Below are 17914 nucleotides of genomic sequence, written 5' to 3' on the forward strand. Positions count from 1 at the left end.
TCAGTGACGGCTTACTTCGCCATGCGTGCGGACCTTTCCGCTGGCAGGGATTGGTTTTTCACCCACACGTATTCCTTCCAGGCACCTTCATACAGGCGCACGTCCGGATAACCCGCCACGTGCTTCAGGTAAAAGCGCACCAGGCTGCCCTCGCGAGAAGTGCCGCAGTAGCAGATGACCTTTTTATCGGGGGTGATGCCGGCCTTTTCCAGCTCGGCCTTTACTTCGGCCAGGGGCTTGAACTTGTGCGTGTTGTCCTTCTCCATCAGGCGTGCCCAGTGGAAGCCGACCGCGCCGGGGATGTGGCCTTTGCGCAGCCACACATCGTCTTCGCCAAGGAACTCGTTCAGCGGCCGGGCATCCACCAGGACAACATCGGCTTTGTCTTTTTCAGCAAGGACATCGTCAATGTTGGCGGCGATTTCCAGAGCGGCTTTTTCGGGCAGCACACCAGCGGGGTTGCCGAAGTATTCCTGCGTGGTGGCGTTGCCCGTCTTCTTCCATTCCGGCAGACCTCCATCCAGGATGCGGATGTCTTTGATACCTTCCTTTTCCAGCACATGCGCGACCATGGTGGCACTGAGGATTTCATCATTGGGCAGCACGTCCCCCGTGGCATATACGATATGCGTGCGGTCCTTATGTGCACCGGCACGGACTAGCAGAGCCTTGGTGATGTCATCCGGCAAATACTGAACTGGAATTCCTTCGTTAGTGCCGCGCAGGGTGTCGAAATTGATGTGATGCGCGGTAGGCAGGTGGCCACGGAAGTAGTCCTTGTAGCCGCCGCGTGTGTCCAGCACGATGGGGCGCTTGGCGGCATCGGGATTTTCAATCAGGGCCTTCGCATCGGCAGGGCTGATGAGGCTGATCTCTGCATTGAGGACAGGGGCCAGAAGTCCAGTGATCGTGAGGATGGAGAGTAAGTGTTTCATATGGTTTTACGATGATCGAGTTAGAATTTGAAAACGAAATTGATCTTGGCGATGAAGCTCACGGAGCCTTGGTCTGGAAAGTTGGCCCAGGTCTCAAGCACGATGTGCTCGCTCAATCCATACTTGGCTCCGACAGAAGGCAGCCAGGCTTCCTGTTCACGTATCTGCACCAGGTCGGCATTCAGATTGAAATCGCGGTCCAGCAACTTCCAGGTTTTGTCCACACCGGCGAGCAGCGTGTTGCCGTTTGTCTGCACACCGTATCCGAGGTGAAACCGGGCGAAGTGAAAATCATGGGCCAGCATGGCGTAGGTGAAGGGATCTCCGGCGCGGTCAATGTCCGTCATCGCCACGCCAGCGACACCCAATGCGAAGGCTCCATCCTCCCACGGTTTAAAACCGAGTTTTGTCTGGAAAAACAGCGGACTGCTCATGTCCGAACCCAGCGGACTGTCCAGGCCCCACTCCAGATGGGCAGGTCCAAACTCCCAGCCTGTTTTGAAACCCATCCAGAACGAATGCTGGCCAGGCCCTGCTGTGGCAAACTGGTTGGCCCCGCCAAAGCTGCTGAAGGCCTGGACGGCCACGACCCGATGTGGGACGGTATCGCCAGTGGGGATGTTGTTCAGACCCGTGGGGGTGGCCTGGAGGGAGGTGGCTGCGGCTAGCGCCAGGAGGCTGATGTATTTTTTCATGTTCGGGAGAATGAAAAGCCAGACGTCAAAAGGCCGTGCGGCAGACAGCATAGGCCAGCGCCGCCAGCACGGCCGCGCAGGGGACGGTGATGACCCAGGCCATGAGGATGGGAATGACGGTGCGCCAGCGCGCCTGCTGGGTGATGATGCCAATGCCCAGCAGGGACCCCACGGACACATGCGTCGTGGAGAGTGGCAGACCGTAAACGGACCCTGCGATGACGAGCAGCGAGGTGGTGAGATTGGCCGTGAAACCCTGGCCGGGATTCATGTCCGTGATTTTGTGAGACAGCGTCTCCGCCACCCGCCGGGCGCTGATGAGCCCGCCGAAGGTCATGGCCACCGCAACAAGCAGGATGCCTTTTTCACCGGTCCAAAAAGACACGCCTACCAGCAGGGCGGCGATCTTCGGTGTGTCGTTCATTCCGCGTGCAAAACCGACCGCACCAGCGCTGAGAAAATGCAAGGCATCCAGGGTGCGGGTGCGATGATCTGGGGCCAGATTAAGCCGGCGCAGCAGCAGATAAAACAGGGTACCGAGAAGGATGGCCACCACAGGTCCAAAAATGAGCGGCATGGCAAAAGTACTCCAGAGGTGCACCAAGTTCACCCCGCCGGGACTGGCCACCATTCCAGCGCCCACCAGACCACCTGTATGAGCATGGGTGCTTGAGACAGGAAAGCCAAGGCAGGTGGCCAGACTGCCGGTGGCGGCGGCCCCGATGGCCACGGCCAGGAGGAAGGAAGGATCTGAAATCAAGGAATCCTCCACAAGCCCTTTGCCTGAAAAGGCCTTCAGCAGATGTCCCGCGAGAAAGATGGCGGAAACCGCCCCGGCCGCCGTAGTCAGGTTTCCCCAGTTCAGCGCTGTGCGATAGCTGGTGGTTCCGCTGCCAAAGAGCGATGCCACGCCTTTGAAATTGGCGTTCGCCCCATTGGCGTAAGCGACAATGGAGGCGACGAGAATGATGAGGACGGCGAGCACGCAGCTGACAAAGCAATGCTTATTTGCGCAGTCAAGCAAATAACAACCTGCCCTGAACAACCTTTCCGGCTCTCAAGCTCACTTTTTGCCCTTCTTCTTTTTGGCTTTGTCAGGGGCGTTTTTGGCGGCTTTCATGAAGGCTTCATCAAGCTCCACCGGACGGGCATCCTTGAACTTTTCCAGCACGCCACCCAGCTTTGTGGCAGCGGCGGCGGCTTCTCCGGTGAGTCCTTCCACCATCAGTTCTTTGTTCTCAGAAGGGTCTGCGGTGAGATCAAAAAAGCGGCCGTCGCGATAAAGCTTGTAGCTCTGGTTCCAGGCGAATTCATGCACGGTCAGGTCCGCCCTCTGGCGGGGCGAATACCAGCAGTAAAGCCATTCGCGAGGAGAGCCGGCCTCACCTTTTAACTGCGGCAGGAAGCTCACTCCATCAATATTGTCCGGCACGGTCACACCGGCGGCTTCACACAGGGTAGGAAGGAAGTCAGCGGTGCTGATGAGGTCACCGTTGACGCGTCCGCTTTTCATCTGCGCGGGCCAGCTTGCAATCATGGGCACATGGGTGCCGTGACGGGTGGTCGTTCCCTTGCCGCCCTGGTAATCCGCGCCTTTGAAGCGGCTGCTGATTTGGCTGTGCGTGCCGTTGTCTCCGATAAAAAGCAGAAGTGTGTTTTCGCGCACGCCAAGTTCATCCAGCTTGCTGACGAGACGCCCCACCATCTTGTCCGTGTAAGCCGTCATATCGGCGAAATGCTTGTCATGCTGCTTCGCCTTCTCCCCCTGCGTAGCCGGGTCCCATTCCGGGCTGTCAGGAGTGGGTTGAAAGGGATTGTGCGTGAGGATCATCGGGTAGTACAAGAAAAAGGGCTTTTCCTTGTGCCGGGTGATGAAATCGAGCGCGAAGTCATTGACCAGCTTCGGCCCGTATTCGCCATTGGTGAAGTCCACGGGTTCGCCATTGTGCTCCAGGCCGGGATTGGCATAACGCGGCGGGCGGCGCGTGTGCTGCCAGAGGTAGGATTCATCAAAGCCAAAATGCTGAGGCAGATCCTTGTCCGCGCCGAGCTGCCACTTGCCGCAGATGGCCGTGGCGTAACCGGCTTTTTTGAGTAGATGGGCAAAGGTGGTCTCGGTCTTCGGCAGGGTGCCGAAGTTTAAATAATTGCGCACGTTGTAGCGCCCGGTCATGAGCTGAACCCGGGTGGGTGTGCATAGTGGAGTGGTGTGGCAATGCTCAAAACGAACCCCCTCTTTGGCCAGACCATCCAGCACCGGCGTCTGGTAGGATTCACCGCCATTGGCCGTGACGCATTCATAACCAAAATCATCCACCATGATGAGGATGACGTTGGGCTTTTCCGCCCATGCGGACAGGCACACCGCCGCCAGCAGACTAACCAAAAGGGTAATCGTTTTCATTTTTCAGAGAGCAGGTAGTTTGGAATGCGGTCATTCGGTTCACTGAGCTTGAGCCCGCGCACACTGTCCTGGGCCTGGGCCAGGGTGATGTGCCCGGCTTTCCAGAGGAAATCCAGGGTGTTAAGCGCGGCCAGGGATTCATAGGGCTCGCCGTTTTTAGCGACATCCGTCACGGTCGCCAAAGCGATTTCCTTTTCACCCAGATAGGCCAGCGCTTCAGCGGTCACGACCCGGACATCCAATGCCTCATCCTTCAGCAGACGGCTGAGAGCCTCCTTGGCCGGAGCGGCCTTATCCTGCAAAACCAGGCAGCCGGTGGCGGCCCAGTAGCGGATCACGGGGTGAGGATCTTCCATAGCGCCCATGAGGGCGGGCAGATGCGCGGCATCGCGAGAGACAGCGGCATCTGCGATATCGAGGATGCGCTCCAGCGGATAGGCCTCGCTCTGGGCATAGTCGTAAATCGTGCCTTCACCGGCCAGCCGCGCCACCATGCCCTCAGGAATGAATCCCGCATCGCGGCTGCTGACCAGTTCGGCACGAAGGGTCTCGCGCATCGTTTTGAGCCGGGCTTCATGGCTCTTGTCCTCGACGAGATTGTTGAGCTCATGCGGATCGCCTTCCGGGCGGTAAAGCTCCTCGGAGGGTTTCGCTTTCCAATAAGCTGACTGCACCTCGTTGCAGCGGCCTGCGGCGAACTCGGCATACCAGGACCTCATGCTCGGCTGCACCTGGAAGGGGTAGCTGTAATGCTGGCCCCAGGGGCGATGCGGCGCGTAGTTGCGCACGTAGCGGAACTCCGCATCGCGAATGGCACGCACAGTGTCGTAGCGCTCGTCCATGCGGCCGCGATAAAGCAGGACGTGCTCGCGTGGAGCGACCTTCTTCTCTCCAAGGAAAGGACGGCCCTGGTAGTGCTCAGGAATGTCCACTCCACAAAGGCTGAAAAGCGTGGCGGGGAAATCCACAAAGCTCACCGGATCCTCCACCCATTCTCCGGGCATGGCCGGGGCCAGATGCTGCCACTTTTTGGGAAAGCGGACGATAAATGGCACGCGGGTGCCGGAGTCGTGGATGTTGCGTTTGCCGCGTGGCAGTGCTCCGCCGTGGTCGCCATAGTAGAAAACGATGGTGTCTTCAGCCAGCCCCGCCTTTTCCAGTCCGGCCAGCACTTCGCCCACCTGCGCATCCATGACCGTCATCTGATCATAGTAGTTGGCCCAGTCCGCGCGAATCTCCGGCGTGTCGGGATGATAAGGCGGCAGCGGCATAGCCTCCGGCGCAATGCGGAAGCTGCTTTTGCCTTTCTTGGGAGCCACCTGGCTTTCGTGGCTGCTGGTGAAGTTGAAGATGGCAAAAAAAGGCTGGTTATCCGCGCGGTTCTTGTAATGGGCCTTGTTGCTGGAATCGTTCCAAATCTTGCTTCCCTTGCCTTTGCCCCGGTTGGCAAAGTTGTAATCGGTCTTGCTGTTGTTAGTGCAGTAATAACCGGCAGCCTGAAGATGCTCAGGGTACATCTTGAATGCGGCAGGCGTGGCCACGCTGCTGCGATGGTTGTGCACGCCCAGTGTTGTCGCATACATGCCGGTGATCAGGGTGCTGCGGGCAGCTGAGCACACGGGCGCATTGGCATAGGCATGCCGGTAGCGCAGCCCTTCAGAGGCCAGCTTGTCCAGATTCGGAGTCACCGCCAGTTTGTCACCATAGCAGCCCAGATAGGGGCTGTTGTCCTCACTGGTAATCCATAGTATGTTAGGCCGTTCTGCCGCATAGGCCAGACCGCAAAGAAGGATGAGACAGAGGAAAAGGAGCTTCATGGTCGGACCTTGGCTTTTTTGCCTTGGGGATTCAAGATCGGTTTGTCAATGACCACCGGCACGTCATTGGACTGCGCAGCACCGGGCGTGGAGCGGCCATCGGCTACAATTTTTTCCAGCAAGGCACGCATCTCAGCCACCAGTTCCGGCTTCTCAGCGTAAAGGTTGTTTTTCTCGATGAGGTCGTCTTTCAGATGATACAGCTCGCCCGGCTGGTCATGGGCCACATAACCGCGCTGCTTTTTCATCCATTCCGGCTCACCCGCGCGGCGGTTGTCATCGCCAGTCACATGGGCAATGAGCACCCAGTCCCCCTTGCGGATGGCAAAACGGCCGGAGCCGCTGTGATGCACCGTGCCCTCACGAATCGGCGCATCCGTCTTTTGACCTAACAAAGAGGGCAGTACATTGTGACTGTCCACTCCCGTATCCTCCGGCAGCTCCGCCCCGACAATGGCCGCCATCGTGCGCAAAAAGTCCACATGGCAGATGGTCTCCTCGCTGACGGAACCGGGTGCAATTTTTCCCGGCCAGCGCGCCACATACGGCACACGGTGACCGGCCTCCCAAAGGTCCCGCTTGGCTCCGCGCAGTCCGTCCAGGCTGTGATGCTTGTGGATCTGCACACGGTCATACACGCCTGGATTCACCTCACCGGTGACCTCCGGTCCATTGTCGCTGGTGAAAATGATCAGCGTATTGTCCGCAACGCCTTCACGCTCCAGCGCCTCCAGGATCTGCCCCACGCACCAGTCCGTCTGGAAAACAAAGTCCCCGTAATCCCCCACCGTCGTCTTGCCCTGAAACTCCTTGGCAGGCACCACCGGATAATGCGGCGAGGTCAGCGCATAATAGAGAAAGAAAGGCTTGCCGCTTTTGGCCGAGCTTTCCACGAAGCTCACCGCCTGCCGGTTCAGCTCCGGCAGAATGTCCAACAGCTTCCAGCCTTCCAGCATCGGTCCGGGCCGGTTGAATCCGTCCACACGTCCGGTGTCCGGCAGCGTGGGAATGCCCACCGTGCGGTCGTTTTTCAAAAAGCAGTAGGGCGGATAGTTGGGCACATCCACGCCGAAGTAATGATCAAACCCATGCGCCACCGGCCCGCCGGCAAAGGGTTTGGAAAAGTCCACATTGCTCAGCCGGTCCGGCCCCGCCGCCGCAGGCTGGCCGTCGTTCGTCGGCCACTGGATGCCCAGGTGCCACTTGCCGATGAGTCCTGTCCTATAACCCTTTTCGCGCAGCATCGTGGCGACCGTCGTTTGGCCCTCTTTGAGCAATGGTGGACCCCAAGGCGGCACCACCCCCTGCTGCAACCGCGACCGCCACGCATACCTTCCCGTGAGCAGCGCATAGCGCGTGGGTGAGCAGACCGAGGAAGGCGAATGCGCATCCGTGAAACGAATCCCTTCCTTGGCGATGCGATCCACATTCGGCGTGGGAATCTTTGATGGCAGCTTTTTATACGCGCCGATGTCCCCATATCCCAGGTCATCCGCCAGAATGAATATGATGTTAGGCCGGGCCTTGTCCGCAGCTGACAGGACCGCAGGCAGAAGCAAGAGCACAGCTAGAAAGCAAGGGAGCGTTTTCATAGGAGACGGAGCCATTATCAAACATCCACCAGGTCAGCTCACTTCTTTTTCTTCCCTTCCGCCTTCCACTTCGGCTCCCATTCCGGCAGCTCCGTGCGCGCCGTTTTCAGGTATTCGCCGATCTTTTCCGCGATCTCCGGATGCTCCTTGGCCACATTGGTTTCCTCAGCCACGTCATTCTGCTGGTCATAGAGCGCCACCGGCGCATTTGGCCCGCCCTGGCGGATGCCCTTCCAGCGGCCTTTGTAGAGAGCCGCCTGCTTGAAGCCTCCTTCATGAAACTCCCAATAAAGGAACTCATGCTGCTCCTGCGTGCCTGAGCCCAAAAGAGTGGGCTTAAAGCTGATGGAATCAATCTTCTCCGGTGCCTTGGCCCCGGCCAGATCCGCCGCCGTGCCCAGCCAGTCGGCAAAGTAGGCCACATGCCGCGAATCGGTCCCCGCCTTCACCTTGCCCGGCCACCAGGCGATCATCGGCACGCGTATGCCGCCATCCGTCAGGCTGCGCTTGATCCCCGTATAAGGGCCGGAGGGATTGAAGCGCGTCAGGTCATGTTTGCTCTCATTGTGCGGCCCGTTGTCACTGGTGAAAATGACCAGCGTCTTCTCCGCCAGCCCCTGCTCTTTTAGCAACTCCATCATGCGGCCCACATAGCTGTCCAGCCGGGTGATCATCGCCGCCTGGCCCTTGTCCTGTTTAGGCCAGTCCTTGTCCTCATACGGACCATAGTCCGGCACATGTGCACCATCACCCAGTTCACGCGCACGCTCATTGTTCGCATGCGGGATGACCATGCTCCAATAGAGAAAAAACGGCGCGTCTTTGCTCTCCTTCACAAAATTCAGCGCCTCATCGGCGAAGAGATCATCGGCAAAATGGATCGCTTCCGTGGCATAACCGCCGCCATTCTCCCCCACCGGTGTGACGATGTTTGAAAGCGGCTCCTTCGTCTCATTCCGCCAGAGATAGTCAGGAAAATGATTGTGCGCGTGCGACTGGTTCAGATAGCCGTAAAAGTAATCGAAGCCATGCTTGCGAGGCAGCCCCGTTTCCGCTGGCCCCACATCCCCCAGACCCCATTTGCCAATGAGCGCCGTTTGATACCCCGCTTCCTTCAGCACCTTGGCCACCGTCACATCACCCTCCTTCAGGGCCTGTGCAGCCGGATTCGTCTTGCCGGAATTCCCACGTACCCGCGTACGTCCATGATGCAGCCCCGTCATCAGCACGCTGCGGGATGGCGCACACACCGTGGCCCCGGCATAAAAATGGGTGAATTTCATCCCCTCTTTGGCCATCCGGTCCAGGTTCGGCGTGGTGATGACCTTCTGGCCAAAACAGCCCAGATCCCCGTAGCCCAGGTCATCCGCCATGATCCAGATCAGGTTGGGCCGTTCCGCCGCCAGCCCACTGCTGGAGATGAGAGCCAGTGACAGCACTGCCAGGGAAAAAAGGGAGGTGAGAGGTCGGATCATGGTCAGCCTTCCACAACGAAGCCGCCGCCTGCTCATTTCAAAAAGAATCACCTTGGCTCCCCTCCCCCGCCACATGTAGAGACAGCCTCATGAAACTTCAACAAAACCAGATCTGGAAACAGGGCGACCTTTACCTGCGCATCGTCCACTGGGACCGCACCTTCATTGTTTACAAAGCCATGAAGGACCTCGTCACCAAACAAGGAACGGAGCAGCAGGTCAGCAAGAAGGAATTCTGCCGCCTCATCAAAGGCGCTGTCCTGCTCACTCCAGAGGAGGCGCGGGAGGCCGCCGGCATCGAGCCCTGATTCCCGCTTGGCGCAGGCCCCAGGCTGGGCAAGAATGCAGACCCCAGCACTGACCATGTCCCGCTTTCAAAAAGTCCCCACCGCCCCGTTCAACCCCTTCTACGGCTGCGCCATCATGGCGATGGCCGCTTTCATCTTTTTCGGCATCATCGCCTGGAGCGCCTATTCCCTCATCACCCAGGACAAGGAGATTGCCAAGATCACCGTGGATGCCCCCATCACCCTGCCGCCGGTGGAGGTCACTCCGGAGGCCCGTACCGCACTTGAAAAACGCCTCACCACCTTTGCCGAGGCCGCCCGCAACAACCAGCCTGCCGAGCTGAGCCTCACCATCGCGGATCTGAATGCCATCATCAGCATCGCCCCGGACACCGGTTACGGAAGCTATGCCGACCTGGTGCGCCTGGAGAAAACCATCCCCGATAAGAATGCCATCACCGGCCAGGTCTGCCTGCCGCTGAACAACATCAAATTCTGGGAGGACAAAAAGCGCTACCTCATCGGCGAGATCACCTTTTACATGCACATCCATGAAGAAGGCCTGGATGCCAAGGTCGTGGACGTTCAGGTCCCTGGAAAGGAAGTGCCGGATGGCTTTGTCAACGGCATGGAACTCTGGCCCTGGATCGCCCCCTATCGCAACGTCGAGCCCATCGGCACCGTGCTCAAAGCTGTGCGTCAGGTCAAGGTAACCCCCGAAGGACTGTTTGTCAGCACACGCGCAGAACCGTGAACATGCATGGCCGCCAGCATCAAGGCTGACAGCTCTTCACCATCTCACTCCGACGGCTCGCGCATCAGGTTCAGCAGTTCCTTCCGGTCCACAGCCGGCTCAGACTTCGGCAGAGTAACTGGCTTTGGTTTTGGTTTGGACTGGGCAACGGGCTTCTGCGCGACAGCCGCTGGAGATGGGACAGGAGCCTTCTTCGCCTCCAAACTGGCCGCAGGAGCCGCAGCCATAGATTTGCCCGGCGCAGCTTTTTTCGGTAGCGCAGGCGCAACGGCCACAGATGCTGCCGGAGCACGGGATTTCAGAGATACTTTTCCCGTCTTTACATCACGGATGAGGTGCGGTCCGCTGATCTTCACCTCCACCCCGTCAATGACAAATTCCGTTTCGTCGCCTTCTGCAAGAATGAGGCGGTTACCATCCTTCACCATCGCCTGCCGTCCGCTCAGAATGGCGGCTTCCGGCGTGACCAGGATCTCAGAGGCGCTCGCCAGGATGGGTGGCTCCACTCTTTTCACCAGCATGGCACCGCCGGTGGCCAAATACTCCGTTTCATCTTTCGCCTTGTCATAGGGCCGCGCCTTTATCCTTGCCCCAGAAAGCTCCACCACACCGATGTTCTGAGATTGTGAAAAGCGGCCCTTACGCTCCGCAGCAGACAGTGTAAAAACGGATTCATCCGCCCTTTCCACGCTCTTGGATGATGAGCAGGAAAGCATCAGGGACATTGTGACAAAACTCAGGCCAGCCCTTCTCAGGGCCACAGCATCAACAAAATGGAAATTCATGGGGGGAAACCCATGATAGCGGTTTCGAAAACGGCTTTCTAGCAAGAAACACAATAGATTGGCATCTATTTGTCCACTCGAAGGTTTTTGCATTCCTCTTCCGCGACACTCTCGCATGCCAAAAATTAAGCCCAGAGGGATGACAAAGCATCCGCCCTGGGCTGAATGGATCAGGCCTTGTGGCCGGTTATTGGTTGTTCTGCGCGTCAACCTTGGCTTTTTCAGCATCAGCGGCGGCTTCCACCTTGGCTTTATCAGCGTCTGCCTGGGCCTGCGCGGCTTCCTTGGCGGCTTCGATGTTGGCCTTGTTCACATCCGCAGTGTTGTCAACTGTGTCCTTCGCAGCGTCTGCAGCGTCTTCCACAGCATCCTTGCGGGTTTCAATGGCTTCTTGGGCGGCATCTTTGCGATCTTCGATGGCTGCCTTTTCCTTGTTGCAGGACACCGTGAACACGGCAGAGAGGGCGAGGAGGGCGAGAATGGTAGGTTTCATAATATGGATAAGGTTGGTGTATCACCATGACAGCCTTGGCATTTGCTGCAGTTGTCGTGGCTCATTCCAGGTTATGGGCCACCGAAAGCCCTGTCAATGAAAGGCAGGTGTCATTGTGCCAACTATATTTTCAGGCTATCAAACATTCATACATCCGGCCTAAAAACAAAAACCGATTGGTGGTTAGGCCATCGGCCGGACGCACTTGCAGTCAGCATCCAGGACCGGCTTTGAGTTCATCCCATCCCTGTAACGCACTCTCAGCTCCAGCCTTTCCGCAATTCATCTCCGGCACGTTCATGCGGCAGCCACAGGATGCCGATGGCAGTCGCCTGGATCTTGTTCTTTGCTGGGGTCAGCTTCACCGTTTCCAGCACCAGCGTGGCAGGATCATACTGATCACGGATTTGCTGGCTCGCATCCGCCATCTGTTTTTCCACCTCCGCCATCTCCGCCTCTATTCGTCCCAGTTCCGCTTCGGCCGCAGCCACTTCCTGGCTTTCACGCATCACACGCGAGGCACTGTTGACAGTGCTCACCTTGGCCATGGAGGCAATGCCACGCTTGCGGCCAAACAGTGCGCCTAACAAACTGCTGCCAATGGAAACGGCGGTCGAAATTTTGGCACTCGTTGCCTGGCCTTTCTGGGTGTCCACTTTCGCTTGTGCACGGATGGCTTTGGCCTCCAGAGATTTGAGGACCTTCGCCGTCTTCTCCCGCAGTTCCTCAACCGCCTCGTCGCGCAGCTCACGGGCGGTCTGCGTGATGCGAGCCTTGAATTCATCCACCTTTTCCCCGGGGTGGGAATAAGCTTCCAGAAGCGGGCTGAAACTCACCTCCAGATGATGATTGGCGTAAACCCAGTCCACATAGTCTTTCTTGATGCTGGAATAGGTGCCCGACTTCATGGCAGCTCCAGGCAGGTCAGTAAATTCGGCCCCTTCTTCGGCTGCCGTGTTCCACTGCCCCACATCCACATCCCGCGGAATCTCCACAAACCTGTCCCACAGCACCCGCTGGTTTTCCACATCAATGGGATTCACCAGTGTGACGCTGCTGCGACCAGAAATTTTCCGCCGCGCATCATCAAAATTCACTTCCGCACTCCGCAAGATGGCAGGCACATAACATAGGGTCTCCGCAGCACAGTCTGTGGCCAGGAAGTATTCCGCCGTTCCCTCCGGCAGCCTTGGCTTGATGGTATTGCGGCCCGCCGCAGGTGCGCTGGCCGCCCCCGGAGGCAGAAAGCCGTCATCATCCCCTGCCCCCACCACGGCAGCCTTGCCCGGGCGCAGCGGATCCATCAGGCATTTCACCTGGTCCCGCGCCAGCGGACCGCTCAGGTAGCTCATGATCCAGCGCACATGAAAGATGGCAGGGCCGTCCTCATGCACGTTGTTCATCAGGAAGACTCGGTTCCCCAGGCCGGAGATGGCCGCCTCCAGCGTCTTCCTTTCAAACTGCCCTCCGCTGCTGCTGATGGCTCCTTCCAGCCCGTCCAGCAGCCGCGCCTTGTCGCGCTCCGTCTGCAGCCTGCCGATCCACCAGGTGCCAATGTTGGCCAGTGCTTTGTAATCGAGGTCCACAGGGTTTTGCGTGGCCAGCAGCAGCCCCAGGCCAAAGGCTCGCGCCTGCTTCAGCAGGATCATCATCGGCTTTTTGGAAGGCGGCATCGCCGTGGGCGGCAGGAAGCCGTAGATCTCATCCATGTAAAACATCGCCCGCAGGGAGGTCGTCCCCTGCTGGCTGCGCATCCAGCCTAACAACTGGTTCAACAACAAAGAGACAAAGAACATCCGCTCGCTGTCGCTCAGATGCGCGATGTTGAAGATGGTGATGCGCGGTTTCCCCTCCGGTGTGTAGTACATGCGCTGGATGTCCAGCGGCTCCCCCTCCAGCCAGGTGGCAAACCCGGGCGAGGCAATCAGGTTGTTCAGCTTCATGGCCAGCGCCGTGCGCTTGCCCTCCGGGAAAAAGGTCTCCATGTCCACCACCCCGATTTTCCGCATCGGCGGCTGCTGGATGTGGCGCACCAGATTCTCCAGCGTCACGTTTTCACCTTTCCGCCACGAATGGGCCAGGATGTTGGACAGCAGAATGTGCTCATGCGACTGCACCGGATCCGCCTCGATGCCCATCAGCCCCAGCAGGGAGGAAACCGTGCTTTCGATGCGGTCTGCCAGCGTTTCCGCATCCTCAATCACGGATGCAGGAGGGCAGTCCAGCGAGCTGAGGATGGACACCTGCAGCCCGGCGCTGCTGCCTGGCGTGTAGATGGCCATGTCCACGGTTTCTCTCAGTTTGCGGATGCGCTCCACCCCCTGCCCCCAGTCCGCCAGGCCTTTGGTCCACATCTGCGCCTGTTGCGTGGCAAAATCATCCACACTCACCCCTTTGCGCCGGGCATCATCCGCATTCACCCAGGGGGCAAACTCCTCCGCGCTCAGATTGGGAAAGGTCAGCAGCGCATTGCCAATGTCACCCTTCGGGTCAATGGCGATGAGCGGAATGCCATCCATGGCCGCCTCTTCCAGCAGGGCCATGCAGAGGCCTGTTTTCCCAGATCCCGTCATGCCCAGCACCACCCCATGGGTGACCAGATCCTTGGAATCATACATCAGCAGCCCTTCCTGAAGCTGCTTCGCCCCCAGGTCATAGTCACGCCCAAGGTAAAAGGCACCGGGCTTTTCATACTGGTCAGGTGATGGAATCATGGGCATTATGAGATGCCCTCATGATAGAGAGTGCGCTTTGAAGACAACAGGAAAATATCACCAGTTCCGGCCCGCTGGATGGCTGTCAGGTTTACCATCCACAGCCGGCCCTCACACTTTTTCCGAAGATGACTTTTCTTCGATCACACTCTGCCTGGCCGGCGGCTGCGGCAGCCCGCGGGAGATGCCCGTGGTCAGCGCCTGTCCCACCGCATTCAGCAGATCCAGCACGTCAAAGGGCTTCGGCAGATAGTTGATCCCCAGTTTCAGAGAAGTCGTCTGGCCCAGGATGTCCGGGCAGTAACCGCTGGTAAAGATGATCGGAAGTGTGGCATCATCTCCCAGAATGGCCCTGCCCAGGTCAAAGCCGCTGGCATCCCCGGGCAGGTTGATGTCGGAAATGACCAGATTGATGGTGTGCCGGTGGGCACGCCACATCTGCCAGGCCTCATGGGCATCCTTGGCCGCCAGCACCGTGTGCCCCTGGTTTTCCAGCACATAGTTCATCACATGCCGCACGCTGGAGTCATCATCCACGATCAACAGCGTGCAGGGGGACACGTCATGCATCAGGCCGTCAAAATCCATGTTGAAGATGGACGGCGTACCCGACTTCTCAGCACTTCCCGCAACAGGGAGATAAATGTTAAAATCGGTGCCCACACCCACCACGCTGTTAACTGTCACCCAGCCGCCCATGTGACGTGCCAGACCGCGCACCATGGCCAGCCCCATGCCAGTGCCCTTGCCAGGCTCCTTGGTCGTAAAAAACGGATCGAAGATCTGCTTCAGCACTTCCGCAGGCATGCCGCTGCCGTTGTCGCTGACTGTCAATACGACAAAATGCCCCACATGTGCATCGGCATGCACTTCACAGGCTTCCTGCTCCGTGGCCAGATGCACCGGCCGGGTGCTGATGCTAAGACGTCCGCCCTTCGGCATGGCATCCCGGGCATTGACTGCAAGATTGACAACGATCTGTCCCAGAGACCCCGGATCCGCCATCACTTCAGGCAGGTCCTCGGCATGCGTCACCTCCAGTTCCACCTGGTTGCCTATGGTTCTTTTAAGCAGTTCCAGCTCGGCTTCGATTTCCTTGGCCAGTTCCACCGGTCTTGGGGCTTTGTAATCCCGGCTGGTGAAGTTCAAAAGTTGCTTGGTCAGGTCCGCAGCACGCCGCGCCGCCACCAGCACCTCACCCATGGATTCGGAAATCCCAGGCGGCTGGTCACCATTCATCAGGTTCATGCTCAGATGCCCCTGGATCACTGTCAGCACATTGTTAAAGTCATGAGCAATGCCGGCGGCCAGACCTCCCAGCGCATCCATCTTCTGCATCTTGCGGATGTCTTCCTCCAGACGCACACGATCATCATGTTCCTGGCGCAGGCGTGAATAGATGTCCTCATTGCGCTTGGTGCTGTCCCAAAGCTTCGTCTGAAGACCCAGCTGGCGCAGAGCGGACTCCCTCTCAAACCCCCATTTGGAAGTGAGTCCGTTGGCGATCTGGATGACCTCAATCGGGTCAAAAGGCTTCTTCAGGATCATCAGCCTGTGGGAGATGCCAAGATGGTCCACAATGTCATCCCAGGTATAATCGGCATACGCGGTACAAATCGCGACCTGAAGATCTGGCTGGATACGCCACAAGTTTTTAATCGTGGCAATTCCGTCCATCCCAGGCGGCATCCTCACATCCACCAAGGCCAGAGCAAACGGGCGCCCCTGCTGCAAACCCATCTCCACCAGCCTCACCGCTCCGTCACCCTGAGCCGCAAACGCGAGCTCGAATTCCGGCATTGAACGCGACGGCTGGGCTTCTCCAAACACCGCCGATTCGATCATGTTCAGATCCGACTCCCCAAAGTCTGTTGGCGACAGGATCTTGCGAAAGTCCTCATGGATGGTGGTATTGTCATCCACAATCAGAATGCGATGATTCACACTCAGCGTGTCTTGGGAGACAATATCATCCGAGGGATCAGAAGAGGGGCGGGGCAAGTTCATGCGGGAGGTCACGGTGAAACAGTTGAAGCAGTAGCGGGGCGGATGGCGGAATCAGAAACATTGTGCAGACCGGATTCTGCGTCTTTGCGCGCAGGAATCTCCAGGATGAAACAGGCGCCTTTGCCAAGGCCTTCGCTTTCCGCCTGCAGTACTCCGCCAAGGTCCTGTGCCAGCAGGCAGGCATGATGCAGGCCGAAACCGTGGCCGTCCGTTTTTGTCGTAAATCCCTGGGTGAAAATGCTCGTGAGGTGACGCGGGTGAATGCCGCAGCCTGTGTCCTCCACCGAAATACGCACCTTGTCATCCCCCTGCGGGAGAATCCTCAGCGTCAGCTTGCGCTGGGATGCAGGCAGGTCTTCCATGGCCTGGCAGGCGTTCGCCAGCAGGTTCACCAGAATCTGCAGCAGAAGACCGCGAGCCGCATAGATCGGTGGCAGGTCTGCAAAGTGCCGCTCCACATGCACCTGCTGGTGCGCAATGTGTACATCCATTTCCAGCCTCAGCGCCTCCTCCATCACCGTCGCCATGTCCAGCGGCTCCCACAGTGTCCTCACGGTGCTGTGAGACTGCTGTAGCATGATCATGTCCCGGATATGCTCAATGCGCTCGATCATGTCACTGACCGTCGCGTCCAGGCGGTTTTGTTCATCCCGCAGATATGCGGCAAGATCCACCAGATAGCCCGGCAGCGCCTGGCCGCGCTTGTCGTTGGTAAAAAAGTCCGGATCATCCGGCAGGTGCTCCTTCAGCAGCACCGTGGCCTGGCACAGCTTGTCCATTCGGGACTTCTTCAGCCGTTCTGCCAGCAGCTTGGCACCCACGTTGAGGCTGTTGAGCACGTTGCCCACATTATGCAGTACACCTGTGGCGATCTCTGCCATGCCTGCCTGGCGGGAGGCCTCGATCATCATCTTATGCATTCCCTGCGCACTGGCCTCATTTTCCCGCTGGGCCGTGATGTCCAGCAAAATACCACGCAGCACTCTCCCGTCCAGCATCAGCTTGGCAGCCTGACCATATTCGTTCACAAACGCCGTCATCCCGTCCGGCTTCACCACCCTGTATTCGATGTGATATTTTTCCAGATTTTTGACCGCGAGCTTCCAGCATTCCACCACGCGGCCACGGTCCTCAGAATGGATCACCTTCTCCAAAAAGCCTCCTTCATCCCCCCACCGCTCCACACCATAGCCCAGATAACCATCAGCATTTTGGCTCAAGTACGTAAACCCCCCGCTTCCCGCAGGCCTTTCCCAAACCACACCTTGCACAGAATTCACCATCCCGTCCAGGCTTTCGATATCCTTCATCAACGGTTCAATGGCCTTTTCCAGCTCCCTCTGCCGCCGGGCTTCCGAGGTCACCACCAAAAATCCGCCCAGGCACAGGCAGATCACCAGCAGGCCGCTGAATTCACCCACCACGCGCCATTGCTCACGTTCTCGCGCTGTGTTCCATACTGAAGGAACGAATTCCATCACCAAAACGCCCTGCACAGCGTCCATCTTATCCCGCAAGGGCACCACCGCCAGCAGTCCCACGGCAATGCCCGCTCTGCCGCGGTCTTCGCACCAATGCTCCCCACCTGAAAAAGCTTTCAAAATCTTGTCTTCACAACCTGCTTTGATCATCGGGCGGTCCCCTTCACGGATCAGACCCAAAGTGATTTTCTTCACCTTGCCTTCAGCATTTTTGGTGACCAGGGTTACAGTCCTGACCGTCACCGCCTGTCCAACGGTTGACCGGGTTCTCTGGATGACTTTTCGGATCGCCGCCGCGTCCATCTCAGCAATGGCATCAGTGGACCGCTCCAATGCGTGGGCATAGGTGCGCGTTACCCCCATCCATGACTGCATCAGTCCGTCTGTTAGTGTCTGCGATGATTTGTCAATTTGCTTAACAGCCAGAAACCCCACCGAGCCCACCACTGCGAAAATGAGCAGATGATGGTGGGTG

The 17914-nt window shown here is 58.2% G+C and carries 14 protein-coding genes; 2 read left to right on the plus strand and 12 right to left on the minus strand.

All coding sequences use genetic code 11. The features are described from left to right. Positions 1 to 11 precede the first annotated feature (11 nt). The 7 genes from WJU23_RS12660 to WJU23_RS12690 all read right to left on the minus strand — a co-directional run bounded on the left by WJU23_RS12660 (position 12) and on the right by WJU23_RS12690 (position 8918). Positions 12 to 935 (minus strand): rhodanese-like domain-containing protein, encoded by a 924-nt coding sequence (locus tag WJU23_RS12660; protein ID WP_346332942.1) that lies wholly within the window; start codon positions 933 to 935, stop codon positions 12 to 14. Positions 936 to 955: 20 nt separating this feature from the next. Beyond that, the gene (locus tag WJU23_RS12665) at positions 956 to 1630 is read right to left on the minus strand and encodes a hypothetical protein (RefSeq protein WP_346332943.1); all 675 of its coding nucleotides are present in this window, start codon (positions 1628 to 1630) and stop codon (positions 956 to 958) included. Positions 1631 to 1655: 25 nt separating this feature from the next. Continuing rightward, positions 1656 to 2615 (minus strand): inorganic phosphate transporter, encoded by a 960-nt coding sequence (locus tag WJU23_RS12670; RefSeq protein WP_346332944.1) that lies wholly within the window; start codon positions 2613 to 2615, stop codon positions 1656 to 1658. A 78-nt stretch (positions 2616 to 2693) separates the two neighbouring features. Next, positions 2694 to 4034 carry a sulfatase-like hydrolase/transferase gene (locus WJU23_RS12675; protein WP_346332945.1) on the minus strand — a complete coding sequence of 447 codons (1341 nt, stop codon included), beginning with the start codon at positions 4032 to 4034 and terminating at the stop codon, positions 2694 to 2696. Next, the gene (locus tag WJU23_RS12680; RefSeq protein ID WP_346332946.1) at positions 4031 to 5851 is read right to left on the minus strand and encodes a sulfatase-like hydrolase/transferase; all 1821 of its coding nucleotides are present in this window, start codon (positions 5849 to 5851) and stop codon (positions 4031 to 4033) included. Before WJU23_RS12680 ends, WJU23_RS12675 begins: the two co-directional genes overlap by 4 nt. Next, positions 5848 to 7443, minus strand: a complete 1596-nt coding sequence (locus tag WJU23_RS12685) for an arylsulfatase (RefSeq protein ID WP_346332947.1) — start codon at positions 7441 to 7443, stop codon at positions 5848 to 5850. Before WJU23_RS12685 ends, WJU23_RS12680 begins: the two co-directional genes overlap by 4 nt. A gap of 38 nt (positions 7444 to 7481) precedes the next feature. Beyond that, entirely contained in the window at positions 7482 to 8918 is a 1437-nt protein-coding gene (locus tag WJU23_RS12690; RefSeq protein WP_346332948.1) for an arylsulfatase, read from the minus strand. 89 nt (positions 8919 to 9007) lie between these two features. Between WJU23_RS12690 and WJU23_RS12695 the strand changes: the two genes are divergently transcribed. Further along, entirely contained in the window at positions 9008 to 9226 is a 219-nt protein-coding gene (locus WJU23_RS12695) for a hypothetical protein (protein WP_346332949.1), read from the plus strand. A 55-nt stretch (positions 9227 to 9281) separates the two neighbouring features. Further along, positions 9282 to 9959, plus strand: a complete 678-nt coding sequence (locus WJU23_RS12700; protein ID WP_346332950.1) for a hypothetical protein — start codon at positions 9282 to 9284, stop codon at positions 9957 to 9959. Positions 9960 to 10003: 44 nt separating this feature from the next. On the opposite strand, the gene WJU23_RS12705 is transcribed toward WJU23_RS12700, so the two are convergent. The 5 genes from WJU23_RS12705 to WJU23_RS12725 all read right to left on the minus strand — a co-directional run bounded on the left by WJU23_RS12705 (position 10004) and on the right by WJU23_RS12725 (position 17802). Beyond that, positions 10004 to 10972, minus strand: coding sequence for a hypothetical protein (locus WJU23_RS12705; protein WP_346332951.1), 969 nt, complete (start codon positions 10970 to 10972; stop codon positions 10004 to 10006). After that, positions 10932 to 11237, minus strand: a complete 306-nt coding sequence (locus WJU23_RS12710; RefSeq protein WP_346332952.1) for a hypothetical protein — start codon at positions 11235 to 11237, stop codon at positions 10932 to 10934. The genes WJU23_RS12705 and WJU23_RS12710 overlap by 41 nt, the downstream gene beginning before the upstream one ends. Before the next feature lie 260 nt (positions 11238 to 11497). After that, positions 11498 to 13951, minus strand: coding sequence for a DUF87 domain-containing protein (locus tag WJU23_RS12715; RefSeq protein WP_346332953.1), 2454 nt, complete (start codon positions 13949 to 13951; stop codon positions 11498 to 11500). Positions 13952 to 14062: 111 nt separating this feature from the next. Continuing rightward, the gene (locus WJU23_RS12720) at positions 14063 to 15958 is read right to left on the minus strand and encodes a response regulator (RefSeq protein ID WP_346332954.1); all 1896 of its coding nucleotides are present in this window, start codon (positions 15956 to 15958) and stop codon (positions 14063 to 14065) included. Positions 15959 to 15966: 8 nt separating this feature from the next. Beyond that, positions 15967 to 17802 carry an ATP-binding protein gene (locus WJU23_RS12725; protein WP_346332955.1) on the minus strand — a complete coding sequence of 612 codons (1836 nt, stop codon included), beginning with the start codon at positions 17800 to 17802 and terminating at the stop codon, positions 15967 to 15969. Between the last annotated feature and the right edge of the window lie 112 nt (positions 17803 to 17914).

This window comes from Prosthecobacter sp. SYSU 5D2 (assembly GCF_039655865.1).
In the GTDB taxonomy this organism is placed as follows: Bacteria; Verrucomicrobiota; Verrucomicrobiia; order Verrucomicrobiales; family Verrucomicrobiaceae; genus Prosthecobacter.